This is a genomic window from Blastomonas sp. AAP25 (genome assembly GCF_001295965.1).
Classification (GTDB): domain Bacteria; phylum Pseudomonadota; class Alphaproteobacteria; order Sphingomonadales; family Sphingomonadaceae; genus Blastomonas; species Blastomonas fulva.
Genome location: NZ_LJHP01000016.1, coordinates 43,563 through 63,625 on the forward strand (window position 1 = coordinate 43,563; position 20,063 = coordinate 63,625).

The following is a 20,063-nucleotide window of genomic DNA, read 5'->3' on the forward strand; positions in this document are numbered from 1 at the left end:
TTGACTGTTACTCGGGAGGAAGGTCGAACGGGTCGTCGGCGCGCGCCTCGGATTTTCGCCGCAGCTCGACATTGCGTTCGGGACGCGACTGGGTGCTGGGCTCCATCAACTGATCGGGCGCAGCCACCATCGAGGCGCCATAGGCCGTGGGCGCAGGCGCGGTGCCTTCGACCGCGGTCAGCTTCTGGCGGCTGCCACAGGCGGCCAGCGCCAGGATTGCGACCGCAGCCAGCAGCAGGTTGGAGGCACGCGCCATCGTCATTCTCCGTTGAGCGCAGCCTGAGCGCGCGCCACCTGCACCCGTACCTGATCGGGCGCGGTGCCGCCATAGCTGTTGCGGCTGGCGACCGATGCGTCGACCGACAGCGCGGGGTAGACCGCCTCGCTGATCCGCGCATCGATCGCCTGCAGATCGGCGATCGGCAGCGTGTCGAGCGCCACGCCGCGCTGTTCGGCGAGCTTGACCACCGCGCCGGTGATATGGTGCGCCTCGCGGAACGGGATTCCCGCCTGCCGCACCAGCCAGTCGGCCAGATCGGTCGCGGTGGCAAAGCCGCGCTCGGTGGCCTTGCGCATCGCTGCGGTCTCGAATGTGGTTTCGGCCACCATCCCGGTCATCGCGGCCAGGCTCAGCATCAGCAGGCCTTCGCATTCGAACACCGGTGGCTTGTCGTCCTGCATGTCCTTGGAATAGGCGAGCGGCAGGCCCTTCATCGTGATCATCAGCGCGGTCTGGCAGCCGATGATCCGCCCGGCATGGCCGCGGACCAGCTCGGCGGCATCGGGGTTGCGCTTCTGCGGCATGATCGACGATCCGGTCGAAAAGCTGTCGGGCAGCTTGACGAAGCCATAGGGCTGGCTTGCCCAGATGATGAACTCTTCGGCCAGCCGCGAAAGATGCAGCGCGGATTGCGAGGCGGCGGTGAGGTAATCGAGCGCGAAATCGCGGTCCGATACGGCATCGAGCGAGTTGGCGGTGGGGCGCTCGAAGCCCAGCGCGCTGGCGGTCGCATCGCGGTCAATCGGAAAGCCGGTTCCAGCGAGCGCTGCAGAGCCCAGCGGGCATTGGTTCATCCGCGCACGCGCAGCGGCAAAGCGGTCGCGATCGCGCGCGAACATCTCGTAATAGGCGAGCAGGTGATGGCCGAGCGTCACCGGCTGGGCGATCTGCAAGTGGGTGAAGCCCGGCATGATCGCATCGGCATGTTCGGCGGCGCGGTCGACCAATGCGGTCTGCAGCGCCTTCAGCGCGGCATCGGCGGCATCGCAGGCATCGCGCACCCAGAGGCGAAAATCGGTGGCGACCTGGTCGTTGCGCGAGCGCGCGGTGTGCAGGCGTCCGGCAGCAGGCCCGATCAGCTCGGCCAGCCGTGCCTCGACATGCATGTGGATGTCCTCGAGCGACCAGTCTTCGGTCACGCCGTTGGCGGCATATTCTTGTGCGATCTGCTTGAGGCCAGAAGTGATAGCCTCGGCATCGTCCGTCGGGATGATCCCCTGCGCGCCCAGCATCGCGACATGCGCCAGCGAGCCATCGATATCCTGCCGCCACAGCGCCTTGTCGAACGGGATGGAGGCGTTTATGGCCCGCATCACATCGGATGGCCCTGCGGCAAACCGTCCGCCCCACATGCTGTTGGAGTTGTTACCCATGCGTATCGCCCATTTTTCCAGCAAGCGCATCTGGCCGGTGGTGGCTCTTGCCGCGCTGGCAACTGGGGCGTGCGATAGGCAATCCCCTGCCTCGGAGCAACCCGCTCAGTCCGAAAAAACTGCTCAAAAAGCGGGTCCTTCGGTCCCGCTGTCGGGCACGCTCGATATCTCGCAACGTGGCAAGGCTGCGCCCGACGTGACCTTCAACGATCCCGACGGCAAGACCACCAGCCTGGCCGCCTTCAAGGGCAAGCCGGTGCTGGTCAACCTGTGGGCGACGTGGTGCGGACCATGCGTGGTCGAGATGCCCACTCTGGACGCTCTGGCAGCGCGCGAGAAGGACCGGCTGGTGGTGCTCACAGTGTCGCAGGACATGCAGAACCTCGACGCGATCAAGCCGTTCTTCGCCGAAAAGGGCTACAAGACGATCCAGCCGTTCGTCGATCCGGAAAACAACCTGGGCTTCAGCTACATGACCGGGGTGATGCCCACCACCGTGCTGTACGATGCCGAGGGCAAGGAAGTGTGGCGGATGATCGGCGGAATGGACTGGAACGGTACCCGGGCATCCGCGCTGATGGAAGAGACGCTCGCAAAGGGCTGACGGTGCAGGCCGATCACATCAGGATCGGCACGATCACATGACAGCGCCTGCGCGGCTCGGCGCGCTTGATCCGCGCGGTGCCGGAAATGACGCGCTTCTTGCTGAGGCATTCGCCCTGCGCAGGCGTCCCGCGATCCACCGTCGCCAGCATCGCCGCGCCGCCGATGGTGGCAGCGCCCAGCGCTATGGCAAGAAGGAGATGACCCGGCATGGGCGCATTGTCTGAAACCGCCTGCCTGACCGGTTGCTGAACAAAACCCAACGCAGGCGATTCGCCTGTCGGGCGTTGCAAACGGGCAACAAATTCGGGTGGATTTCGCGGATCATGGTGGGCGATGACAGGCTCGAACTGCCGACCCTCTCGGTGTAAACGAGATGCTCTACCAACTGAGCTAATCGCCCCATGTTCCGTGATATGGCTATTTTCTAGCATTCTCCGGACCTTTCGACAACAGCAAACTTGTCGCCTCGTGTCCCGGTGGTCAGGCAGTGGTCACGGCCCCACGCCTCGGCAGCCTCCATGGCCCGCTCCCAGATGGTGGTCAACCCCGGTTTGATGTCTGCGAGATATTCCGGGTCGAGTTTCGCATAGCGTTTAGTGGTCGCGGTCAGGCCGACGTGGCCCATGAACTCGCTGATGACGGCGGCGGGGCTGATGCGGTCATTGCGCAGGTTGGTGGCAACGGTGTGCCGGATGGTGGTCGGCAGCGTATCATCGGGCAGCCCCAGCGCGCGGCGCATTGTCCGCCAGGCCGTCTTGCGGCTCTTGCTCGGCGTAGCACCGTCTGCCGCCCATTCGTCCAGCACAGACTTGAGCGGTTCGATAGCAGGCACCAGGGCATTGCGCTTGTGTGTCCGCTTGCGATTAGCCGGATGCAGGTCGATGATGCCCGTAGCGGGGCTATACTGGCTGGCAGGATCGAACAGCGCCGCGACCTCCGACCGCGCGCACGTCGCCAGCATCAGCAGCATGAAGCGCAACAGGCTCTTGTCGGACAATTGACGAGCATAGCCGATCATCGCGCCAAGCTGTTCGTATGTCAGGTGCAGGTCGCGCGGTTCGCTGCGCAAGTCCTGATCCACGCGCGGAACACGCGGGCCGAGCGGTATCCGCCCTTCCCTTTCGTGATGCCGGAATGCGGACGACAGGTCATCGAAATTGCGCTGCACGCTCTCGCCGTTCACGCCCTTCGATTCGTGGCTGTAGGTTTCGCCCTCAAAGGCGACCTCGTAGCTGTGCGGAGCCATGCGCCATGCCTGAAAGCGCCGGAACACCTCGGGGGTGATCTGCGCCACGGTGGCCGCGGGGCCGAGTTCGTCCTGCATCAGAAAGCCGATGAACTGGCGCAGGCTGGACGCGATCTGCGCGGGCCGGATCTTCTTGGACCCGCGCTCCCGCCAATAGGTGACCAGCAACGGGACGACCTTTGCGGCATCCGGGTCTTGCCTCCCCTTGGCATTGCGCAGTTCGACATAGGCTATCAGCTCGCCTTTGGCCTGCTCATAGTCCCGCGTCCGAGTGCTGCGATAAACGACTGAGCCTCGGTCGCGTCGAGCGATCTGGTAGATCCCTTCCGCTTTTCCGTCTCGTCGGAAGGTGAGCCAGCAGTTGCCGTATTCGAATTGGTCGCGCACAGTTCTTCGCTTTCCAGTTGGGCCAGGTGGTTCAATACGCCAACTTCTGCCAGTTGCTTGAGTTGGTCCAGAGTGAAGGTCGCGCCGGTCTTGTTACGAAGCGCGCGGCGGAATTTGGTGGCGATCGATTGGTAGGTCATGCTGCCTCTCCGCAATGGGCGCCGCATTCGGCGTCGTGTTCGTCGAAATCGCCTTCGAGCGGAAGCTGCGGCGACCGCTGGACAGCATGGCGGAGGTCATTGATGCTATACTCGGTGGTAAAGGTGCCGCCGCCGATTCGCTCCATTTCAGCCCAGTCGCGGGCCTCGTCTGGGTCTGTCCGGCAGATATGCTCCAGCACCTTCCGCGCCTTCATCATGCACATGATGCAGTTGCCGTCCCAAAGCGGCAGGCAAAGATCAAATCCTTGGGGGAGTGGTTCAGTCAGGTTCAAGGGGTCAATGTTGCTGCCAAGCCAGAACCGCAGGACATCAGCCTTGCGCACAAGTCCGTCAGCCAACGGCATCATGTTGGTCCAGCAGTTGTCCTGCTCATGGTTCTCCGACAGCTTTTTGAAAACGCGGTGCATTTCGTCAGCGCGCAGGCCGATGACATTCTTCCACGTCGGATGGCCCTTCACCTCCATGAAGTCGCAGCAAACCTGAAACTTCAGGTGCGTCGTGCACCAGCGCTGATAGGCGTTCGGGACCGCGCTTTTGCTCTTAATCAAAGCCTTGAACGGCTCACCCTTGCGGCTTGCGCTGTTGAAACCAACCTCGGCGTAGCGCAGCACAGCGGGGGTTTTCCTCCTGCGATCCTGCCATTCGAGCCAGTGGACGTGGACGCCCCATCGGCTTCCGCACTCATGCACGAAGCGCAGTGTTTCCGCGCGCTCTTTTCCGGTGTTGGCAAAGCAGACATGGACGTCGTCGGGCAGCGTCCCGCCGTGCGCTTGCAAGATGCGCCAAAGCATGTAGGCGGACGTTCTGCCGCCCGAAAAACTGATCAGCGCTGGGCCAGTGATGTAGAAGGGATTGGCCATCACCGCACCCCCTGCTTCTCGCGCCAGGCCACCGCCTGCCGCTCTGGCATCGTAATCGGCGGCTCGCCCTCGCACATATCGCTGAACGCATCTGCCGCGCGGTCGTCGCGTTCTTCGTCGGTCATCGGACGCCAGCCCTTGCCGCCGCAGTCGGGGCAAGGCTCGGTGCAATCATCCGGCGACACATCGTCGAGGCGCAGATACCGGGCGCGTTGGCTCGGCATGGCTGTGTTGCGCTCGCCATGCCCATTGCAGTCGGGGCATTCGATCTCTGGGGTTTCATCATACGCCATCATCGCGCGTCCTTTTTCAACTTCCACTCAGGCGCCCAGAACGGATGCGTCACCCCGTCGCGGCCATGCACGATGGCGCTCGGATCATTGCGGCGGCGGTCGCCTGCGAGGTGAACTGCGGCCCAGCGCGGGTTGTGGGCGTAGGGGGTGGGGGTGGTCATGATTTGATCCATTCCAAAATGTTGGAACTCAGGACGACAAGCCCGATGAACGTTGCCGCGCCCCATGCCAGCAGGAACCCATGCGCGAACGCATTGAAGCCGCGCGGATAGTGCTTGTTCACTGTGACCAGCGGTCCTTTTGCCTGCCCGACGATTTGATCGACAGTCTCGGCAATCCATGCCTTTTCTGCTGGCGACAGTTCGACGCCGTGGGGCACATCTTCTGCCATCACGCCGCCCTCCGATTCTGCTTCAAGTTCGCCAGCGCCTGAGCCTTCCGCGCCTCGGCCTTCTCAGCGATCGGGCGCAGGCGGTCGATCTCAGCAACCAGCGCGACATTGTCGAGCTCGAGCCGCTTGGCCCGCGTCTGGAACTTGCTGGCCAGCCCGTCGAGTTCGCGGGCCTTGCGCTCGGCTTCCTTGAGCGCCTTGTCGAGTTCCTGAATCTCGCCGCGCAGAGCAGAGCGGGCGGTATCGAACGCGACCCCCTGCCCTGCCATCGCCACGTCATGCGCCCGCCTCGTCATCAATCCGAACATGCTCATCATCAATTCCTTCAAAAAATGACCGGGCGGCTCTTTTGCATCCTCGCCGCCCGGTTCTGGGGTGAGGCTATGCGGCGTGCTTGGCTTTCTGCTTGGCGATCAGCGCATCGAGCGCTTCAAGCTGCAGGGCGGGGATGGTCACGCGGATCAGCTCGAGCTCGGCCTCTGCAGCGGTGACGTCGGCCAGGTTCTGCGCAGTGTCGAGCAGGTCGCGGATGCGCTGTTCGTCGGCGACCCAGGCGGGGATGCTGTCGCTGTGTGCCTCGCCGAGTTGTTCGTCGTCGGGGCCTTCATCGCCGCGACCGAACGGCAAATCGTCCTCGATCTTGGCGACATCATCGGCGACCCGGCACAGCGCCTTTACCTCGTCCATGATCGGGCGCACCACGGCACGCGCGGCCTTGCCCTCGTCGCTCTGCCACCAATCGGTAAACGCCGCAGTACCCATCCGGGCCTTGTCGCGGGCGAGATCCATCGTTTCTTTCTGCGCCTGCGCACCGCCCTGCCCCTTGGCCCATTCTGCCATGGCGTGCCCGGTCTGCTCGCTCATCGGCTGGCGCGGATCGAACAGGCCCTTGAACTGGTCAGCGACCTTTATCTGGTAGACCGGGCAGCCGGGCGACGACGGGTCCAGAATGACCATCGCGGTCATTTCGAACATCAGGTCGCTGTCGCTGGCGGGATCCCACGGCACATCGTCCCGGCGCGTCTTGGTCTTGCGCGCGTTCTTCGCCTTGTCGCCGAAGCCCTGCTGCATCACCGGCTTGGCGCGGGTGCAGATGATGATATTCGTCTTGGCGCGCACGATGCGGTCAATCAGCCGGCGGTAGCGCGGCTTCACCTCTGCCCATGCCAGCTGGCTGAACTTGGCCGGGTCGACCTCGTAGCGGCCATTGGCGCGCACCTGCGCAGCCTGCACCAGGCGGTCGAGCACCTGGGCGTGCAGGTCGAGCACGCCGCCGACGCCTTCCCATGCGTGCGAGAAGCTGTCCATGATCAGCACCGGCAGCTTGGCAGCCTCGGCGGCGTCGATAACCTCGATCCAGCGTTCCGGGCCGAACCCGACCAGCTCGCCGTTGTCGTCGATCGCGGCAAAGTCGAAGTGCGCCATTTCAGGGAACGCGGCCTTGTAGTGCAGCGCGCGCTTGTTCTCGGTGTCGACATAGCCGATCGCCGAGCCCTTCTTGCCGGTGATGGCCTCTGCCATGCCGCGCGCCACGCGCAGCGACGTGAACGTCTTGCCGGTGCCGCTGCCGCCACTGATGCCGAGCGCGATGGTCAAAGGGTCGTGGATTTCCGAAACGGGGATGAACCTGATACTCATTGTGCGTGCTCCTGATAGGTGTGGATGATGTGGGCAATCCGAGCCTCGGCAGCCTGCGCGGCCTCGAGGATCGCGGCTTGAACCTTGTCGTCGGGATGCACTCGGATGACGGCCATCGGCAGCTTCTCGGAGAAGCTCACGAAGTCGATCCAGTCGAGCTCAGCGACCAGCATTCCGGTCTGCAACTGCATAATGAACTCGGCAGGGATCGCGCCGTTCAGCGCGTATTCCACCACGGTCTGCACCTGATACTTCTGCTTGCGGGACTTGCATTCGATCGCGCCATCATCGCCAACCAGGCCATCGGGCGAATAGCCCAGCGTGAAGCCCCACTTGTCGTTCGTGATGAACCCGACTTCGCGCACCGGTCCGTAGTGCTCGGCGTATCGCTGGCGAGCCTCGGCCTCGTCGTTCTGACCGCGGATCATGTCGAAGCTCTGGAACATCGGCTCGACGTGGTTGGTTATGCGTTGGGCAGCCAGTTCGTAGATGTGCTTGCGCTCGGCATCATTGCTGGCGGGCTTGAGCGTCGGGGTGATCAGAAGTTTGACTTCCGAGGCAGTCAAAAGCCCACACCGCGCCTGCAACCACTCAAGATCGCCCTGCACTATGTCCTTGTGAATCGTGATACCCATCGCGTCAAACTCCAGCAGAGGCGACAATCGCCAACAGCGCGACAACAGCCCCCACGCACAGCATCACCACCAGCGGCCATTGCGGCTCGATCTGCGGGGCGTCGTCGTCCAGGATGATCGGGGGGCGGGTCATGCGAACACCCCCCGCGCAAGCCAGATGACCCCAGCCCAGCCCAGCGCAACCAGCGTGAACGCGGCGAACCACATGCGGGCGCTGATGATGGCGGAGGGGGTCATGCTGCACCGTCGAGCTTGGCGAGGATGGCGCGGGCAATGCCGCCACGATCCTTGTGCACCTTGTAAGCCTCGTTCTCGTATTCGACGCCAAGCAGTCCTTCGCGGGTCTTTACGGGCAGGTGCTTCCAAGCCTCCGGGTCCGCATAGAACCGCAGCGCCTCAATCACCTCCCCCACCACTGACGGGTCGGGGATGCCTTCAAGGGCGTTGACGCAGGCGACGATGCGGGCGGCGTTGGCCCCAGCCTCTTGTGCTCCGATCTGCGGCCCTGTGGCTGGCGACCATTGGCAAGTCTCTGCCACCCTGTTGTTATAGCCATCGCCCTTGCCGCGAGCGGAGTGGCGAATAGCCCAGTGGGTGGCGCGCTTTGAGAGTTCAGCGACCCAAGGCCCCGGCGTATGTGCTACCTGTGTCATGGGAACAGCCTTTCGATAGTGAAATAGACGGCGGCGGCAACGAACAGCGAGATGATGCCGATCGAACCAAGGATGAGGGCGAGGTTGCGCGCGATGGTGCGCTGGCGGGGCGTGAGCTTCATCCGAACAGCCACCGAACAAGCGTGTAGACGGTGAAGGCCAGCGCGCCGCCACCGGCAAAGCCAAGCATCATGCGGCTTGCAAGCTGCTGGCGCGGGGTTTCTGGATCGTCGGTCATGCCGACACCTCGATCAGCCCAGCGTCGCGGCCAACGGTGTCAGCGCCAGGCGACCATGCCCACACCTCAACCGGCTGGAATGCGGAAACCTCGACGGTCAGCACATGCTCGGCGTACAGATCATGCACGGCGCGCGTATGGTGATCGACCAGCACATAGCGTGGCTTCGACTTGCGCTTGACCTGATAGGTGTGCAGCCACTGGCCGCGCGTCAGGGCGTCCTTTTCCAGAACGATGAACGTATCCTTGTGGCTGCAATGCACAGCGACGCTCTGCGCAAAGTCGGGCAGGATCGGGCCATCGCCTTTGATCGGCTGAACCTGACCGGCGCGGAAGGCATTGACCTTCCATGCGGTGTAGGTGTTGCGCATCTTGGCGGTGGCGCCGTCTATGCCGTCAGTTGCGATGCTGCTGTGGCAGGCTGCGGTCTGGTGGGTGCCGGCGCTCATGCCGCGGCCCTCCGCTGCATGATCAGCGCCTGATAGCAGCGCTCGATCGCAGGCCGCTTGTCCCACGGCCCGTAGATCCGCAGCTCGGCTGCATTGCCGCTGTACTGCGTCCCGAACGGAAACGTCGGGGCAGCGTCAACGCCGATGGTGAAGAAGTCGCCGGGGCTGGCGGGGGTGGTCGCAATCGCGGCTTCTGCTGCGGCGCGGGTGGGGAAGGATGCGGCAAGGCTGGCGATTGGGCGGCCAGAGATCGGGCCGGTTGCTGCGAGCCTGTAGGGCGTCTGCCAGCGGGTTAGGTGGAAGGTGGTGTGCATAATGCTCTCCAGTTCGTCTGGAGAAACACTTACACCGGGTGTAAGTCTGCTGCAAGCCTAAATTGCATGGGGCGTAACTTTTATTACGCTGGGTGCATGGCGCGCCGAATCACCCGCGCAGACAATGGCAGCATCAGAGCGTGTAGGAAAATGGAAAAATGCCGCCGCTGATAACGGCTGCGGGAGTTAAAGCTGCTTGGCCTGCTTTTTCAGAAGCCGGGAAATCTCATGGTCCCAATCGTCGGCCCATCCGCCTGCCTTTGCCATTTGGCAGAGCTGGATCGCACGAGCATAGTTGCCGCCCTTTTCTTCGATGATGCGAAGCTGCCGAAAGCAGGCGTGCGCCGGAATCATGCCCATCTCGGCGCGAATGGCGATTGCGGCCTGCTCGTGGAAGCTGATGCACGCTTCGCAGACTTGAATAGCGCGGTCGAGCGCGCCCGGCGCTGTTTCACGCCAGCGGTAGAATACCTTGCACAGATTGCCATAGGTGAAATGCCGATCAATGATCGGCATCTGATCGTGTATCAGCTCAAGGGATTTGTCTGCGACCAATAGGGCAGTTTCGTCATGCCCTGGCTTGCTGAACCAAGTGGCCAGCAGCGCAAGGTGTGAAGGAGCCTGGTCCGGCACCCTGCCTGAACGACCATCGACCAAAGGCCGACCATTCGCCGGGTTCGACCCCATGGGCGCGTAGGTGTCGGCCATCCATTCGCGCTCTGCCTCAGGAAAGGTAAATTGCCACCAATCGGCAAGCCCTAGGGCCGCGATTTCTCCGCCGACCACGGGGCTATTCGCCGTTACTGGCTGCCCTGATGCCTTCGATGTAAGCCCTAACGCGTTCTTGCTCGCGCTCATCCAGTAGCCGAACCAAGTCAATGACAAGCCCCTCTTTCTGCGGATGCCTGCCGATAAGCTCCCAAGGCTCACAAGCATAAATGTCGGACAGCGCGAGTAGAACGCGCTCGCTATAGGGCTGCTTGCCATTCTCAAGCCGCGAAAGGCTCGCCTCTGTGGTGGGCAGCATCGGATCGTCCAACATCTCAAGCGCGCTGACGACCTGCGCCTGCGTCTTCCCGGCCTTTTTGCGCCATTCCTTAAGGTATATCCGACGTTCGCTCATGCCGCTGATAATACGACACTGGGTGTAACCTGATAATGCCGCCGGATGTAATTCAGGCTTGACCGTTAACTTACATCGGGTGTAAGTCTTGGGCATGACCCTAGACACCTATTTTGACAGCGGCGCGATGACGCCCGCCGAGCTTGCCAGACAGACGGGGCTCAGTGCCGCGTCGATCGGGCGCATTCTCTTTGGCGAACAGCAAGCATCGCACAGCGCGATCAAAGCGATCGTCGACGCCACTGATGGCAAGGTCACTGCGCACGACCTGATTTTCGGTGCGCCGCGTGACGCCTCTCGCAAGCGAGAAATGTCTCGCCCCGCCCAGCAGGCGGACGCAGCATGAGCGGGCGTACCACGGCCCCAGCGCCGGAAATCATCATCGGGCAGCAGGTGCACGACCCGCGCCCGTTCACGCCCGAGCAGCAAGCCATGATCCGCGACATCGCCGCGCAGGCCGCTGCTCAAGCCGTCCAGCAGATTCTGCAACGCCAGCAGCGCGGGATGCTCTGAATGAACAGTCTGCCCTTGGGTCGCGCCAGGGCGTCGGGGGAGAGGGCGGCAAATCCCTCCCCCGGCAACCAATCCACCTGATGAAATCGCAGTTTCCATAACGCCCCTTCTACCGAGGAAAGTCACCACGATCATGTTCGACCGAAACGGAACAAAACACGACGTTCTCCACCAGCAGGAAGCAATGCTTCGGATCGCAGAGCGAGACCACGGCATCACCGCAAAGCGCCTGGCAGCAGAAACCGGCATCCCGCTTTCGACCGTGCAAAGCTGGAAGCGCGACCTTGCCCCTGCCCAGATGGCGCTCGGCGATTTCGTCGCAGTCTGCCGTGTCATCCCCGATCACCTGACCAGCCTTTGCCTTGAGCCTGCGGGCAAGCAGGTTGTGAGCGATGGCGAGGGTGACGGCCTGCTGAACGAACTGCTGGTGGCGACCTCGGGCTATGCCGCCGACCACATCGAGCGCATGTCCGACGGGTCGATTTGCCACCGCGACAAGGCTGCACTGGCTGAGAGGGCGCGGGTCATCAGCAGCCTTGCTACGAAGGTGGCGCGGTCGTGACGTATATGGCCACCCTCGAACAGATGCAGGCATGGGCCGCTGGCATCATGGCAAGCCGCCCGCGCGATTTCGTGATCGGCGATGACTATATGCACCGCTGGTGGGCGATCCCGCGCAACGAGTTTGCGAACGTCTACCTGCACCGCATCATGCACAGCGACGATGACCGCGCGCTGCACGATCACCCTTGGGACAATGTGAGCGTCGTTCTCGGCGGTCGGTATCTTGAGCACCTTCCGGCCATGTCTAGCCCGATCGAGCGGAAGGTCGGCGATGTAGTCAGCCGCCGCGCCAAGGATGCGCACCGTCTGGAAATGCTGCCGGGCGAAGAAGCCATCAGCATGTTCATGACCGGTCCCAAGGTTCGCGAATGGGGCTTCCATTGCCCGAAAGGCTGGGTGCCGTGGTTCGATTTTGTGGACGCGCGCGACACCGGCAAGATTGGTCGGGGGTGCGGCGAATGACCCGCCTCTTCCGCCTCCTCTTCACCCGCCGCGTGTCCGCATCCGACGCCGCCCGCACCCTCTCCACCATGGCAGCAGCACAGCGCGCAGAGCAGTGCGTCACCGAGCGCCAGGCTGTGAGGGCGAAGGCATTGGAGATTGCCGAGCGCATGGGGCGCCGGGATCTGGTCGAGCGCTTCTGATGACCACAACCTCCCACGCCGGGGCAGCGGCGATACCAACCAGCTCGGGATCGGTAACTCTCCCGGCATTGCCGATGGGCGCGAGGGTGTCTCCTCCCCTGCTGCAAAGCAACGCGCGGCAAAAGCTGGTTCTGCCATTTTTTCACAACCTTCGGAGTGCATCATGAGCAACACCACCGACCAGCAACTGCGTTTGTTCGCAGACCGCATTGCCCGCCTGATCGATGAGCGCAAAGGCGTCTCCGACGACATCCGCGACACCTACACCGAGGCCGCATCGCAGGGCTATGACAAGGCCGCGTTGCGCGAGGTCATCAAGCTGCTTGGGCAGGACGAGGAAAAGCGCAAAGCCCACGCGGCGATGGTCGAGCTCTATGGCGTGCAGCTGGGGCTCGGCTTCTGATGCGCGGCAAGCATTCCTTCCAGGCGCTTGGGCGCCTCCCCAAGGGCCAGATGAACAAGACCGAGGCAGCATACGAGGCCGAGGTGTTGAAGCCTGCCCTGATCGCTGGCGACGTGCTCTGGTATCGCTTCGAGGGCGTCAAGCTGCGGCTGGCGGACAACACGTTCTACACCCCCGATTTCGTGGTGCTGAATCGCGACGGGCTGATGGAGTGCCGCGAGGTGAAGGGCTTCTGGGCCGATGACGCGCGGGTCAAGATCAAGGTCGCCGCTGATCAGTATCCGTTCGAATTCACCGCGGTTCGCAAGGGCAAGAAGTCCGATGCGCAGCGCTGGCTGGTGGAGGCTTTCTGATGGCCCGAGAACCCCACCCCAAGCAGCTGGCATTCATTCAGAAGATGGAATCCTGGTGCGCTGAAACCGGCACCAAATACCCGGTCCTGTGCCGCACTGCCGGCGTCAACGATATGGTGAAATACAACGTCCGCAACGGCACGAGGGTCAACGACCGCGTGCTGCAGAAGCTGGCCGATGTGATCGACGCCAACCCCGGCGGGATCGAAACGCCGCATCGCAAGGCCGTCACAACAGCGAGGCTGAGCGAAGCCGAGATCGAGGCTCGGTCGCGTGCCGTCCAGCGTGAGCGCGAGCAGCGCGCCATGGCCCATCTGCGCGCCGAGAGGCCAGGATTCAACGGAAGGCGCGCGGGATCGATGCGCCCTATCTGGGAGCAAGTTGCATGAGGATGACGGACCCGGCGCCAACACGCGCTGCCATCACAGCCCGGCGGATCATCGAGATAGTCTCGCACCATACCGGTGTCAGCGTCGATGCCATGAAGAGCCCGCGCCGCCACACACCACTGGTCAACGCCAGGCACATGGCGACGATGCTCATTCGCCAGTATCGCCCCGACCTGTCCTATCCGCAGATCGGCCAGATGCTCGGCGGTCGCGATCACAGCACGATCATCCACGGCCAGCGCCTGATCATGGATCGGCTGCGGCGGTGCCCTGACCTGCGGGAGTGCGCCGAGCACGCCGAGTTCGATGTGGTCTATGAGGCGCTGCATGTTCGGGATCTGGTCGGGTGAGCCGCTGGTATAAGCGCTGCGGCGCCGATTTCATCCACGGCACTATGAGCCTCACGCTGGAGGAAAAGGGCGCTTACTCGCTTTGCCTAGACCTAATTTACGATCGAGGCAAACCCATCCCCGATGACGCGCGCTGGCTTTCCGGCGTGTGCGGTGTCTCGATCCGCAAGTGGAATGCACTTCGTCAAAGGCTGATCGATACCGGCAAAATCTACGCCGCCGATGGCCTTTTGAGCAATGTTCGCGCTGATTTGGAGATGGTTTCGTCCGAGTTACAGCGCCGAAATCAAGCCGAAAGCGGTGCGAAAGGTGGACGAAAGCGCGCTGAAAATGCGGGGCAAGCCAAGGAAAACAGCAACTTAGGCCAAGCGACCCTTAAGCCTATAGAAGAGAAGAGAATAGATAAGAAAGAGAACCCCTTACCCCTTGCAGGGGAAGCCACTCCCGATCCTATCGATGAACTGATCAGCACATGGAACGAGGTCGCCGGGATGACCAACCTGCGCGCCTGCCGTGCCATCGACGCTGACCGGCGGCGAAAGGCCAAGGCGCGGATTGCCGAGCATGGCCTGGAGGAAATGCGCGAATGCTGCGGGCGCGCCGGGCTGTCGTCATTCCTGACCGGCAAGAACGACCGGGGTTATCGCGGCGGCATCGAATACATTTTGGAGCCCTCCAAGCTGACCAAGCTGCGGGAGGGGCTTTACGATGATGCCGAGCCTGACACTCCCCCGCCGCGCCGCCGCGAGGGCTCCAACGTCGCACAAATCGGTCAACTTGCACAAAGGCTAAGGGCATGAGCTATCTCGATAAAGTTAAAGGCAGTTCGGCATCTGGCGGCGGCGCCAATCTCACTGACCCGGTGGACAATCCGCACGCGCTGATCGAGTGGTACGAGGGCAACAACCAGCACATGCAGGCAGTCCGCGTCCGTCTGTGGAACGGAATGCCCCAGCGCGATGCCCACCGCGAGATGGTCGAAAAGTGGCAGGCTTCATCGCTCGCCTTCGACAATCCGCCTCCCCCGGTGCCGCACTGGGTCAAGCGCGGCGAGCCGATCGGGGAAAGCGAAGAGCGCCGCATGGAGCGTTGCCTGTGGTTGATGACCAAGGGCAAGACGCCGCAATCTCAGGTCAACGCCTGGCCGCCCCGCTGGCGCCAGATCGCGACGACACGCGGCTATCTCGACGCCGACGGGATGCTGCGGAAGTTCGCCAAAAACGAAGGGGAGCAAGCCTGATGGCCAAGCAGCAACGCCGCCGGAAGATCAAGCGGGTCACGACCACGCAACTGGAAGCGCGCCTCGACGCAACGCCTGAGCGGCTGGCGAAGGGGGATCACAGCGAGTTCGTCAATCCGGCAGAGATCGACCCGAACGAGCAGCGTATCACCAGCGTTCGCCGATTCCGCATGTCGCACCTCGATCGCCTGCACCGCGCCGAGAAGCTGAACCTCGTGCAGTGGTATGCCGGCGACTGGTATCGCAACACGCACCACCGCTGCGCGTTCGGTGCCAAGGTGACGGGCAGCTATGGCGAGCGCACCACTGGCGGCATGCAGGAAGCTGGATTGCCGCGCACCGAAGCGCAATGGCGCGCACGGCAGGACTTGCGGCAGGCTCGCGAGCAGTGGCCCCAGGCTGTGCGCGAGCATATGGATCGGTTTCTGCTCGAGGACACTTATCCGCGGTTGTCGCACCGCGCGCGCGATCGGGATCTGGGGCAGATGCGCAATGCGCTGGATAGGCTGGCGATGTATCTGCGGTTGTTGTAATGGGAGGTTATGAAGCTGCCCATCCTCGCCGCCACCATCCTGCTCGCCGGCTGCGCATCGGCCCAGACCGTCGCCACCCGTGAGCCTGTGCGCACGCTGACGACAGCGCGGCCGTTCGCCGAAGTCTCGTACTGCCTGGCGCAGGCCAATCGCGTCCCCGCGACGATCCTGCCCGATGGCAGCCACGAGTTCACGATCAAGAACATGTACGGCGGCACCGGCGCGGTTTTGACGTTGACGCCGCAGGGTGACGGCGCGCGATTCGTGTATCGCGAGGCGTTCCCTATCTCGGTGGGCTGGAAGGACTGTCTCTGATCGGAACACGCTTGCGCGGGCGGAACTTTTCGCGTAGACATTTCGCAATGCTTAGAAATGCGCCCGGCGGAATGCTGCGGCGCTTTTTTTGTGCCCGCGTGATTTAATATCAAAGGAAATCAACCATGCCCCAAGGCGGTAGGCGCACGGGCGCTGGCCGTCCGAAGGGCGCGCGCAGTGCGAAGACTCTCGCCCAGACCAAAGCAGTTGAAGCGAGTGGTTTGACGCCGCTCGACTTCATGCTGTCGGTGATGCGGGACGAGAAGAACGAACAGGCTGTTCGGCTTGATGCTGCCAACAAGGCAGCGCCGTATGTTCACGCCAAACTGGCCACCGTCGACCACAAGTCGAGCGATGGCAGCATGGCGACGAAGCCGGACACGATCGTAATCAAGGCTGCTGCCGGTGCCGACGGCGGAGATTGAACTCCCGCCGAAACTAGTTCCAATCTACGCCCCGCCACGCGGCAGCGTTCAATACCGGGGGACACACGGCGGGCGTGGGTCCGCAAAGTCGTTCAGCGCGGCCCTGATGGCTGCGGTCTGGGGGTATGCCGAGCCCATGCGGGTTCTCTGCACCCGCGACCTGCAGGTGTCGATCAAGGAATCGTTTCACGCCGAGCTGAAAGCAGCAATCGCTGCCTATCCTTGGCTGGAAGCGCATTACGATGTCGGCGTCGATTATCTGCGCGGCGCGAACGGCACTGAGTTTCTGTTTCGCGGCCTGCGCCACAACACCACCGGCATCAAGTCGCTGGCCAAGATTGACCTGACCATCGTCGAAGAAGCGGAAGACGTTGCCGAGGATAGCTGGCTGGCCCTCGAGGCTACCGTCTTTCGCCAGGCGCGGTCCGAACTGTGGGCGGTCTGGAACCCGCGCAACGAGGCACGGCTGGAGGATGGGCGCTGGACTGGTTCGCCGGTTGACGCACGGTTCCGCAAGGCACCGCCGCCCAATGCGCTGATTACGGAGATCAACTGGCAGGACAATCCGTTCTTCCCCCCCGGCCTCGACGCATTGCGCAGGCGGGAGCAAGAGCGGCTTGATCCTGCGACCTATGCCCACGTTTGGGAGGGGGCATACCTCACCAACAGCGATGCGCAGGTGTTCGCTGGCAAGGTGCATGTTCAGGCATTCGAACCCGAACCACAATGGGACGGCCCCTACTACGGCGGCGACTTTGGCTATAGCCAGGATCCGCTTGCCGCGGTCGAGGTCTGGATTGACGACGCGGACATCTACATCAGGCGCGAGGCCTGCAAGGTCGGTGTCGAGAACGATGAGATCGCGGACTTCGTGACAGCGCGGATCCCCGGTTTCGCGCAAGAGGCAAGCCGTTGGGATAACTCGCGGCCCGAGACGATCAGCTACATCAAGCGGCATGGACTACCCCGCGCCATGTCATGCGATAAATGGGCGGGCAGTGTCGAGGACGGGATTGCGCACCTGCGTTCCTACAAGCGCATCGTGATCCACCCGGACTGCCCGAACATGCAGAGCGAAGCGCGGCTCTACAGCTACAAGGTCGACCGCCTGACTGGCGATGTGACTAGCACCATCGTTGATGCACACAACCACGGGTGGGACGCCGTTCGCTATGCGATCGGCCCCATGATCAAGTCGAAAGGATCAGTAGGCATGATCCTCCGAAAGAAGCACCGGTGATGAGCCGCCTGCAGCTTGTCACTAACGCCGCGGTTCGGCGCATAGAAGCCATGTTTCCGGGGTTCTTTCAGGACGCCAAGCACAACCATTATCGCGACTTCGGATTCCCCGAGCACCTGACGTTCAGCCAGATCTACGCCATGTACCAGCGCAATGGGTTCGCCCGCGCTGGCGTCGACAAGACCATCGGCAAGACATGGCAGGACAACCCGGCGCTTTGGGAAAACGAAAAGCCGCTGGCCACAACCGGCGAGAAGGCAATCGCCGAACGGTTCGCTGATCTGCGGGTGTGGCAGCGCCTGGCTGAAACTGATCGGCGCTCGCTGGTCGGCGGATATGCCGGTGCCATCCTGCGGTTCGCCGACAACAAGCGGTTTCAAGAGCCGGTTGACCGAGTGAACGGCGGGCTGAAGGGTCTGGTCGAGGTCATCCCGGCGTGGGCTGGCCAGTTGACGGTTTCGCAATGGGACACCGACGAGACCAGCGAGAATTACGGGCAGCCGACCATGTATGCCTTCAACGAGGCGGAATTGCCGGGTGCATCGACCAACGTCACGACCGACACTCGCACGCGTAGCTTCAATGTCCATCCCGATCGCGTCATTCTGTGGTCGGCTGATGGCACGGTTCACGCGGAATCGTATCTGGCGCCCGGCTATAACGACCTGATGACCATGGAGAAGGTCGCGGGCGCCGGCGGCGAAGGCTTCTGGAAGAACGCCAAGAGCGCGCCTGTGCTGTCGGTCGACAAGGATGCGCGGTTGCAGGACATGGCCGCAGCGATGGGTGTCGCGCAGGAAGACGTTGCCGACGCCATGAACGAACAGGTCGGAGACTGGCAGAAGGGCTTCGACAAGCTGCTGATGCTGCAGGGCATGAAGGCCGAGGTTCTGGGCATCACCCTGCCCCAGCCCGAAGAGTTCTTCAACGTGGCGCTGCAGGGGTTCGCAGCATCGATCAACTGCCCGCTCAAGATTCTGGTCGGCAACCAGACGGGCGAACGGGCCAGCACAGAAGATGCCCGTGATTGGGCCCAGGTCAATATGAGCCGCCGGAACAACTCGGTGGTCCCGAATATTCATGAGTTCGTCAATCGCCTGGAGCGCGTCGGCATCCTGCCCGAGCGCGAATATGTGGTCGGCTGGCAGTCGCTCACCGAGTCCACCATGGCCGAGAAGATCGAGCGCGCCGGCAAGATGGCCGCCATCAACCAGAAGATGGGCATGGACGCCCCGTTCCTCCCCGAAGAAATCCGCGATGTCGTCGACATGCAGCCGCTGACCGAAGCGCAGATGTCGGGCCGCGAAGGAGATGTGATTTGAAACAGGTCCGCGTAAACGTTCGCTCGCTCGCCAACATGGCAGCGGTCCGCAAGGAAAAGCGCCATGGCCGCGATGTCATCATCGTGCCCAGCGCCACCTTGCCCGACAACGTGGTGATGAACGGCATCCGGTACGAAGCCGCGGAGATCGCCAAGAGCTTCGCCACGCTGAACCGCACCCCGGCACCGTTCGGTCACCCCCTGATCAACGGCAAGTTCGTCTCGGCGCGCGAGCCCGAGGGCATCAACCTGACGTGGATCGGCGCGCACAACGAGAACGCTCGCCAGGAAGGTGGTCGCGTGCTGCTTGACAAAGTGATCGACGTCGAGGTCGCCAACCAGAGCGAAAACGGCCGCGCGGTGCTTGCCGCGATCGAGGCCGGCGGCCCGGTGCACACTTCCACCGGCCTGCTCTGCGAGCTCGAGCCTGTCGAGGGCGACGACAGCATCCGCGCTAACGCGCGCAACATCTATTTCGACCATGACGCCATCCTGCTGAACGAGGATGGCGCGGCCACCCCCGAGCAGGGCGTCGGCATGCTGGTCAACCGGGCAACCGGCGAAGAACAGGAAATCGAGGTCATCAATTCGGCTCTGAGCGAGGCGGATCGGGATCTGGATTGGGCAGTGGATTCACTGGCCAGAGCGCTGGAAAAGCGTGAGCGTGCTCCAATGCTGGAGCGAATGAAATCCGCAATCATCGATGCCTTGAACGGCTTCGGGCGGGAACCCTCTCTCAACGAAAAGGAAAACGATATGACTGTATCGAAAGAACAGTTCGATTCGCTTTCCGCAGAGGTCAAGACCCTCTCGGAAGGCATCGGCAAGAGCATCACGGAAGCGGTCAACGCTGCTGTGAAGCCCCTGACCGACAACCTCGCCAACATGCAGGCGAATGCCAAGGCCAAGGACGACGCCGAACTGGCCGGTCACATCGCGACCATCGTCAAGGCGAACCTGCTGGACGAAGACAGCGCCAAGGAACTGACCCTCAACGCTGCGCGCAAGCTGGCCGAGAAGGCCAAGCCCGGCAAGGCTGCTGGCTTCAATGGCGCCCCCATGACCACGAACGCGGACGATGAGTTTGCGGGCGTCGATCTCAACGCAGCGCTGGAGGCGAAGTAAC

Annotated in this window: 36 protein-coding genes and 1 tRNA gene; 18 read left to right on the plus strand and 19 right to left on the minus strand. The window is 62.7% G+C overall.

The window, feature by feature from the left end:
- Window positions 1-7: 7 nt before the first annotated feature.
- Together IP68_RS12190 and argH are read right to left on the minus strand one after the other, a co-directional pair.
- Window positions 8-256, minus strand: a complete 249-nt coding sequence (locus IP68_RS12190) for a hypothetical protein (RefSeq protein WP_369814860.1) — start codon at window positions 254-256, stop codon at window positions 8-10.
- A gap of 2 nt (window positions 257-258) precedes the next feature.
- A complete protein-coding gene (argH, locus tag IP68_RS12195) occupies window positions 259-1,632 on the minus strand; it encodes an argininosuccinate lyase (protein ID WP_054135399.1) in 1,374 nt (457 codons plus the stop codon).
- 19 nt (window positions 1,633-1,651) lie between these two features.
- Between argH and IP68_RS12200 the strand changes: the two genes are divergently transcribed.
- Window positions 1,652-2,257 carry a TlpA disulfide reductase family protein gene (locus IP68_RS12200; protein ID WP_054135275.1) on the plus strand — a complete coding sequence of 202 codons (606 nt, stop codon included), beginning with the start codon at window positions 1,652-1,654 and terminating at the stop codon, window positions 2,255-2,257.
- 13 nt (window positions 2,258-2,270) lie between these two features.
- On the opposite strand, the gene IP68_RS12205 is transcribed toward IP68_RS12200, so the two are convergent.
- From IP68_RS12205 to IP68_RS12270, 17 genes are all read right to left on the minus strand, one after another.
- The gene (locus IP68_RS12205; protein ID WP_054135276.1) at window positions 2,271-2,468 is read right to left on the minus strand and encodes a hypothetical protein; all 198 of its coding nucleotides are present in this window, start codon (window positions 2,466-2,468) and stop codon (window positions 2,271-2,273) included.
- A 115-nt stretch (window positions 2,469-2,583) separates the two neighbouring features.
- Window positions 2,584-2,659, minus strand: a tRNA-Val gene (locus IP68_RS12210).
- A 24-nt stretch (window positions 2,660-2,683) separates the two neighbouring features.
- A complete protein-coding gene (locus tag IP68_RS12215; protein WP_054135277.1) occupies window positions 2,684-3,892 on the minus strand; it encodes a tyrosine-type recombinase/integrase in 1,209 nt (402 codons plus the stop codon).
- 136 nt (window positions 3,893-4,028) lie between these two features.
- Window positions 4,029-4,913: a hypothetical protein gene (locus IP68_RS12220; RefSeq protein ID WP_054135278.1), complete on the minus strand. Its 885-nt coding sequence runs from the start codon at window positions 4,911-4,913 to the stop codon at window positions 4,029-4,031.
- Window positions 4,913-5,209 carry a hypothetical protein gene (locus tag IP68_RS12225; RefSeq protein WP_156318102.1) on the minus strand — a complete coding sequence of 99 codons (297 nt, stop codon included), beginning with the start codon at window positions 5,207-5,209 and terminating at the stop codon, window positions 4,913-4,915. The genes IP68_RS12220 and IP68_RS12225 overlap by 1 nt, the downstream gene beginning before the upstream one ends.
- Window positions 5,206-5,367 (minus strand): hypothetical protein, encoded by a 162-nt coding sequence (locus tag IP68_RS20230; RefSeq protein ID WP_156318103.1) that lies wholly within the window; start codon window positions 5,365-5,367, stop codon window positions 5,206-5,208. The genes IP68_RS12225 and IP68_RS20230 overlap by 4 nt, the downstream gene beginning before the upstream one ends.
- Window positions 5,364-5,597, minus strand: a complete 234-nt coding sequence (locus tag IP68_RS12230) for a hypothetical protein (protein ID WP_054135280.1) — start codon at window positions 5,595-5,597, stop codon at window positions 5,364-5,366. Before IP68_RS12230 ends, IP68_RS20230 begins: the two co-directional genes overlap by 4 nt.
- Complete coding sequence (locus IP68_RS12235; RefSeq protein ID WP_156318105.1) at window positions 5,597-5,911, minus strand: hypothetical protein; 315 nt, start codon at window positions 5,909-5,911, stop codon at window positions 5,597-5,599. Before IP68_RS12235 ends, IP68_RS12230 begins: the two co-directional genes overlap by 1 nt.
- A gap of 67 nt (window positions 5,912-5,978) precedes the next feature.
- Window positions 5,979-7,235: an ATP-binding protein gene (locus IP68_RS12240; RefSeq protein ID WP_231683961.1), complete on the minus strand. Its 1,257-nt coding sequence runs from the start codon at window positions 7,233-7,235 to the stop codon at window positions 5,979-5,981.
- On the minus strand, window positions 7,232-7,870 hold the full coding sequence (locus IP68_RS12245) for a lambda exonuclease family protein (RefSeq protein WP_054135282.1): 639 nt from the start codon (window positions 7,868-7,870) through the stop codon (window positions 7,232-7,234). The genes IP68_RS12240 and IP68_RS12245 overlap by 4 nt, the downstream gene beginning before the upstream one ends.
- Window positions 7,871-7,874: 4 nt before the next feature.
- Window positions 7,875-8,003 carry a hypothetical protein gene (locus IP68_RS20745; RefSeq protein WP_255352545.1) on the minus strand — a complete coding sequence of 43 codons (129 nt, stop codon included), beginning with the start codon at window positions 8,001-8,003 and terminating at the stop codon, window positions 7,875-7,877.
- A gap of 100 nt (window positions 8,004-8,103) precedes the next feature.
- The gene (locus tag IP68_RS12250) at window positions 8,104-8,523 is read right to left on the minus strand and encodes a hypothetical protein (RefSeq protein ID WP_054135283.1); all 420 of its coding nucleotides are present in this window, start codon (window positions 8,521-8,523) and stop codon (window positions 8,104-8,106) included.
- Window positions 8,520-8,645: a hypothetical protein gene (locus tag IP68_RS20750; RefSeq protein ID WP_255352546.1), complete on the minus strand. Its 126-nt coding sequence runs from the start codon at window positions 8,643-8,645 to the stop codon at window positions 8,520-8,522. The genes IP68_RS12250 and IP68_RS20750 overlap by 4 nt, the downstream gene beginning before the upstream one ends.
- Window positions 8,646-8,757: 112 nt before the next feature.
- Entirely contained in the window at window positions 8,758-9,210 is a 453-nt protein-coding gene (locus IP68_RS12255; RefSeq protein ID WP_054135284.1) for a hypothetical protein, read from the minus strand.
- Entirely contained in the window at window positions 9,207-9,524 is a 318-nt protein-coding gene (locus tag IP68_RS12260) for a hypothetical protein (protein WP_054135285.1), read from the minus strand. Before IP68_RS12260 ends, IP68_RS12255 begins: the two co-directional genes overlap by 4 nt.
- Window positions 9,525-9,710: 186 nt before the next feature.
- A complete protein-coding gene (locus tag IP68_RS20235) occupies window positions 9,711-10,232 on the minus strand; it encodes a hypothetical protein (RefSeq protein ID WP_197275794.1) in 522 nt (173 codons plus the stop codon).
- Window positions 10,233-10,314: 82 nt separating this feature from the next.
- On the minus strand, window positions 10,315-10,743 hold the full coding sequence (locus tag IP68_RS12270) for a helix-turn-helix transcriptional regulator (protein WP_082382334.1): 429 nt from the start codon (window positions 10,741-10,743) through the stop codon (window positions 10,315-10,317).
- Between IP68_RS12270 and IP68_RS12275 the strand changes: the two genes are divergently transcribed.
- The 17 genes from IP68_RS12275 (at window position 10,742) to IP68_RS12350 (ending at window position 20,062) form a co-directional block, all read left to right on the plus strand.
- Window positions 10,742-10,993, plus strand: coding sequence for a transcriptional regulator (locus IP68_RS12275; RefSeq protein ID WP_054135288.1), 252 nt, complete (start codon window positions 10,742-10,744; stop codon window positions 10,991-10,993). The two genes, IP68_RS12270 and IP68_RS12275, sit on opposite strands and share 2 nt — an antisense overlap.
- Window positions 10,990-11,160 carry a hypothetical protein gene (locus tag IP68_RS20240; RefSeq protein WP_156318109.1) on the plus strand — a complete coding sequence of 57 codons (171 nt, stop codon included), beginning with the start codon at window positions 10,990-10,992 and terminating at the stop codon, window positions 11,158-11,160. The genes IP68_RS12275 and IP68_RS20240 overlap by 4 nt, the downstream gene beginning before the upstream one ends.
- 184 nt (window positions 11,161-11,344) lie before the next feature.
- Window positions 11,345-11,722, plus strand: a complete 378-nt coding sequence (locus tag IP68_RS12280) for a helix-turn-helix domain-containing protein (protein WP_054135289.1) — start codon at window positions 11,345-11,347, stop codon at window positions 11,720-11,722.
- 5 nt (window positions 11,723-11,727) lie between these two features.
- Window positions 11,728-12,186 (plus strand): hypothetical protein, encoded by a 459-nt coding sequence (locus IP68_RS12285; protein WP_054135290.1) that lies wholly within the window; start codon window positions 11,728-11,730, stop codon window positions 12,184-12,186.
- Complete coding sequence (locus IP68_RS12290) at window positions 12,183-12,368, plus strand: hypothetical protein (RefSeq protein ID WP_054135291.1); 186 nt, start codon at window positions 12,183-12,185, stop codon at window positions 12,366-12,368. Before IP68_RS12285 ends, IP68_RS12290 begins: the two co-directional genes overlap by 4 nt.
- 163 nt (window positions 12,369-12,531) lie before the next feature.
- The gene (locus IP68_RS12295; protein WP_054135292.1) at window positions 12,532-12,771 is read left to right on the plus strand and encodes a DUF2312 domain-containing protein; all 240 of its coding nucleotides are present in this window, start codon (window positions 12,532-12,534) and stop codon (window positions 12,769-12,771) included.
- A complete protein-coding gene (locus tag IP68_RS12300; protein WP_054135293.1) occupies window positions 12,771-13,124 on the plus strand; it encodes a hypothetical protein in 354 nt (117 codons plus the stop codon). Before IP68_RS12295 ends, IP68_RS12300 begins: the two co-directional genes overlap by 1 nt.
- Window positions 13,124-13,513 carry a hypothetical protein gene (locus IP68_RS12305; protein WP_054135294.1) on the plus strand — a complete coding sequence of 130 codons (390 nt, stop codon included), beginning with the start codon at window positions 13,124-13,126 and terminating at the stop codon, window positions 13,511-13,513. The genes IP68_RS12300 and IP68_RS12305 overlap by 1 nt, the downstream gene beginning before the upstream one ends.
- Window positions 13,510-13,863: a helix-turn-helix domain-containing protein gene (locus IP68_RS12310; RefSeq protein WP_082382335.1), complete on the plus strand. Its 354-nt coding sequence runs from the start codon at window positions 13,510-13,512 to the stop codon at window positions 13,861-13,863. Before IP68_RS12305 ends, IP68_RS12310 begins: the two co-directional genes overlap by 4 nt.
- Window positions 13,860-14,663 (plus strand): YdaU family protein, encoded by an 804-nt coding sequence (locus tag IP68_RS12315; RefSeq protein WP_197275795.1) that lies wholly within the window; start codon window positions 13,860-13,862, stop codon window positions 14,661-14,663. Before IP68_RS12310 ends, IP68_RS12315 begins: the two co-directional genes overlap by 4 nt.
- Window positions 14,660-15,103, plus strand: a complete 444-nt coding sequence (locus IP68_RS12320; RefSeq protein WP_054135297.1) for a hypothetical protein — start codon at window positions 14,660-14,662, stop codon at window positions 15,101-15,103. Before IP68_RS12315 ends, IP68_RS12320 begins: the two co-directional genes overlap by 4 nt.
- Window positions 15,103-15,636: a hypothetical protein gene (locus tag IP68_RS12325; RefSeq protein ID WP_054135298.1), complete on the plus strand. Its 534-nt coding sequence runs from the start codon at window positions 15,103-15,105 to the stop codon at window positions 15,634-15,636. The genes IP68_RS12320 and IP68_RS12325 overlap by 1 nt, the downstream gene beginning before the upstream one ends.
- A 9-nt stretch (window positions 15,637-15,645) precedes the next feature.
- A complete protein-coding gene (locus IP68_RS12330) occupies window positions 15,646-15,951 on the plus strand; it encodes a hypothetical protein (protein ID WP_054135299.1) in 306 nt (101 codons plus the stop codon).
- 125 nt (window positions 15,952-16,076) lie between these two features.
- The gene (locus IP68_RS12335; protein WP_197275796.1) at window positions 16,077-16,376 is read left to right on the plus strand and encodes a hypothetical protein; all 300 of its coding nucleotides are present in this window, start codon (window positions 16,077-16,079) and stop codon (window positions 16,374-16,376) included.
- Window positions 16,357-17,616 carry a PBSX family phage terminase large subunit gene (locus tag IP68_RS12340; protein ID WP_054135300.1) on the plus strand — a complete coding sequence of 420 codons (1,260 nt, stop codon included), beginning with the start codon at window positions 16,357-16,359 and terminating at the stop codon, window positions 17,614-17,616. Before IP68_RS12335 ends, IP68_RS12340 begins: the two co-directional genes overlap by 20 nt.
- Window positions 17,616-18,938, plus strand: coding sequence for an anti-CBASS protein Acb1 family protein (locus IP68_RS12345; RefSeq protein ID WP_082382336.1), 1,323 nt, complete (start codon window positions 17,616-17,618; stop codon window positions 18,936-18,938). Before IP68_RS12340 ends, IP68_RS12345 begins: the two co-directional genes overlap by 1 nt.
- Complete coding sequence (locus tag IP68_RS12350; protein WP_197275797.1) at window positions 18,935-20,062, plus strand: hypothetical protein; 1,128 nt, start codon at window positions 18,935-18,937, stop codon at window positions 20,060-20,062. Before IP68_RS12345 ends, IP68_RS12350 begins: the two co-directional genes overlap by 4 nt.
- The last annotated feature ends 1 nt before the right edge of the window (window position 20,063 follow it).

Bases quoted from the DNA above. Each gene is read 5' to 3' on its own strand.
- IP68_RS12245 (WP_054135282.1), bottom strand. From the start codon at position 7,870: ATGGGTATCACGATTCACAAGGACATAGTGCAGGGCGATCTTGAGTGG.
- IP68_RS12320 (WP_054135297.1), top strand. From the start codon at position 14,660: ATGAGCTATCTCGATAAAGTTAAAGGCAGTTCGGCATCTGGCGGCGGC.
- IP68_RS12200 (WP_054135275.1), top strand. From the start codon at position 1,652: ATGCGTATCGCCCATTTTTCCAGCAAGCGCATCTGGCCGGTGGTGGCT.
- IP68_RS12290 (WP_054135291.1), top strand. From the start codon at position 12,183: ATGACCCGCCTCTTCCGCCTCCTCTTCACCCGCCGCGTGTCCGCATCC.
- IP68_RS12225 (WP_156318102.1), bottom strand. From the start codon at position 5,209: ATGATGGCGTATGATGAAACCCCAGAGATCGAATGCCCCGACTGCAAT.
- IP68_RS12190 (WP_369814860.1), bottom strand. From the start codon at position 256: ATGGCGCGTGCCTCCAACCTGCTGCTGGCTGCGGTCGCAATCCTGGCG.
- IP68_RS12345 (WP_082382336.1), top strand. From the start codon at position 17,616: ATGAGCCGCCTGCAGCTTGTCACTAACGCCGCGGTTCGGCGCATAGAA.
- IP68_RS20240 (WP_156318109.1), top strand. From the start codon at position 10,990: ATGAGCGGGCGTACCACGGCCCCAGCGCCGGAAATCATCATCGGGCAG.
- IP68_RS12220 (WP_054135278.1), bottom strand. From the start codon at position 4,913: ATGGCCAATCCCTTCTACATCACTGGCCCAGCGCTGATCAGTTTTTCG.
- IP68_RS12285 (WP_054135290.1), top strand. From the start codon at position 11,728: ATGGCCACCCTCGAACAGATGCAGGCATGGGCCGCTGGCATCATGGCA.
- IP68_RS12250 (WP_054135283.1), bottom strand. From the start codon at position 8,523: ATGACACAGGTAGCACATACGCCGGGGCCTTGGGTCGCTGAACTCTCA.
- IP68_RS20750 (WP_255352546.1), bottom strand. From the start codon at position 8,645: ATGAAGCTCACGCCCCGCCAGCGCACCATCGCGCGCAACCTCGCCCTC.
- IP68_RS12335 (WP_197275796.1), top strand. From the start codon at position 16,077: ATGCCCCAAGGCGGTAGGCGCACGGGCGCTGGCCGTCCGAAGGGCGCG.
- IP68_RS12270 (WP_082382334.1), bottom strand. From the start codon at position 10,743: ATGCCCAAGACTTACACCCGATGTAAGTTAACGGTCAAGCCTGAATTA.
- IP68_RS12300 (WP_054135293.1), top strand. From the start codon at position 12,771: ATGCGCGGCAAGCATTCCTTCCAGGCGCTTGGGCGCCTCCCCAAGGGC.
- IP68_RS12235 (WP_156318105.1), bottom strand. From the start codon at position 5,911: ATGAGCATGTTCGGATTGATGACGAGGCGGGCGCATGACGTGGCGATG.
- IP68_RS12275 (WP_054135288.1), top strand. From the start codon at position 10,742: ATGACCCTAGACACCTATTTTGACAGCGGCGCGATGACGCCCGCCGAG.
- IP68_RS20235 (WP_197275794.1), bottom strand. From the start codon at position 10,232: ATGGCCGACACCTACGCGCCCATGGGGTCGAACCCGGCGAATGGTCGG.
- IP68_RS20230 (WP_156318103.1), bottom strand. From the start codon at position 5,367: ATGACCACCCCCACCCCCTACGCCCACAACCCGCGCTGGGCCGCAGTT.
- IP68_RS12230 (WP_054135280.1), bottom strand. From the start codon at position 5,597: ATGGCAGAAGATGTGCCCCACGGCGTCGAACTGTCGCCAGCAGAAAAG.
- IP68_RS12330 (WP_054135299.1), top strand. From the start codon at position 15,646: ATGAAGCTGCCCATCCTCGCCGCCACCATCCTGCTCGCCGGCTGCGCA.
- argH (WP_054135399.1), bottom strand. From the start codon at position 1,632: ATGTGGGGCGGACGGTTTGCCGCAGGGCCATCCGATGTGATGCGGGCC.
- IP68_RS12305 (WP_054135294.1), top strand. From the start codon at position 13,124: ATGGCCCGAGAACCCCACCCCAAGCAGCTGGCATTCATTCAGAAGATG.
- IP68_RS12260 (WP_054135285.1), bottom strand. From the start codon at position 9,524: ATGCACACCACCTTCCACCTAACCCGCTGGCAGACGCCCTACAGGCTC.
- IP68_RS12310 (WP_082382335.1), top strand. From the start codon at position 13,510: ATGAGGATGACGGACCCGGCGCCAACACGCGCTGCCATCACAGCCCGG.
- IP68_RS12205 (WP_054135276.1), bottom strand. From the start codon at position 2,468: ATGCCGGGTCATCTCCTTCTTGCCATAGCGCTGGGCGCTGCCACCATC.
- IP68_RS12255 (WP_054135284.1), bottom strand. From the start codon at position 9,210: ATGAGCGCCGGCACCCACCAGACCGCAGCCTGCCACAGCAGCATCGCA.
- IP68_RS12325 (WP_054135298.1), top strand. From the start codon at position 15,103: ATGGCCAAGCAGCAACGCCGCCGGAAGATCAAGCGGGTCACGACCACG.
- IP68_RS20745 (WP_255352545.1), bottom strand. From the start codon at position 8,003: ATGACCCGCCCCCCGATCATCCTGGACGACGACGCCCCGCAGATCGAG.
- IP68_RS12240 (WP_231683961.1), bottom strand. From the start codon at position 7,235: ATGAGTATCAGGTTCATCCCCGTTTCGGAAATCCACGACCCTTTGACC.
- IP68_RS12280 (WP_054135289.1), top strand. From the start codon at position 11,345: ATGCTTCGGATCGCAGAGCGAGACCACGGCATCACCGCAAAGCGCCTG.
- IP68_RS12295 (WP_054135292.1), top strand. From the start codon at position 12,532: ATGAGCAACACCACCGACCAGCAACTGCGTTTGTTCGCAGACCGCATT.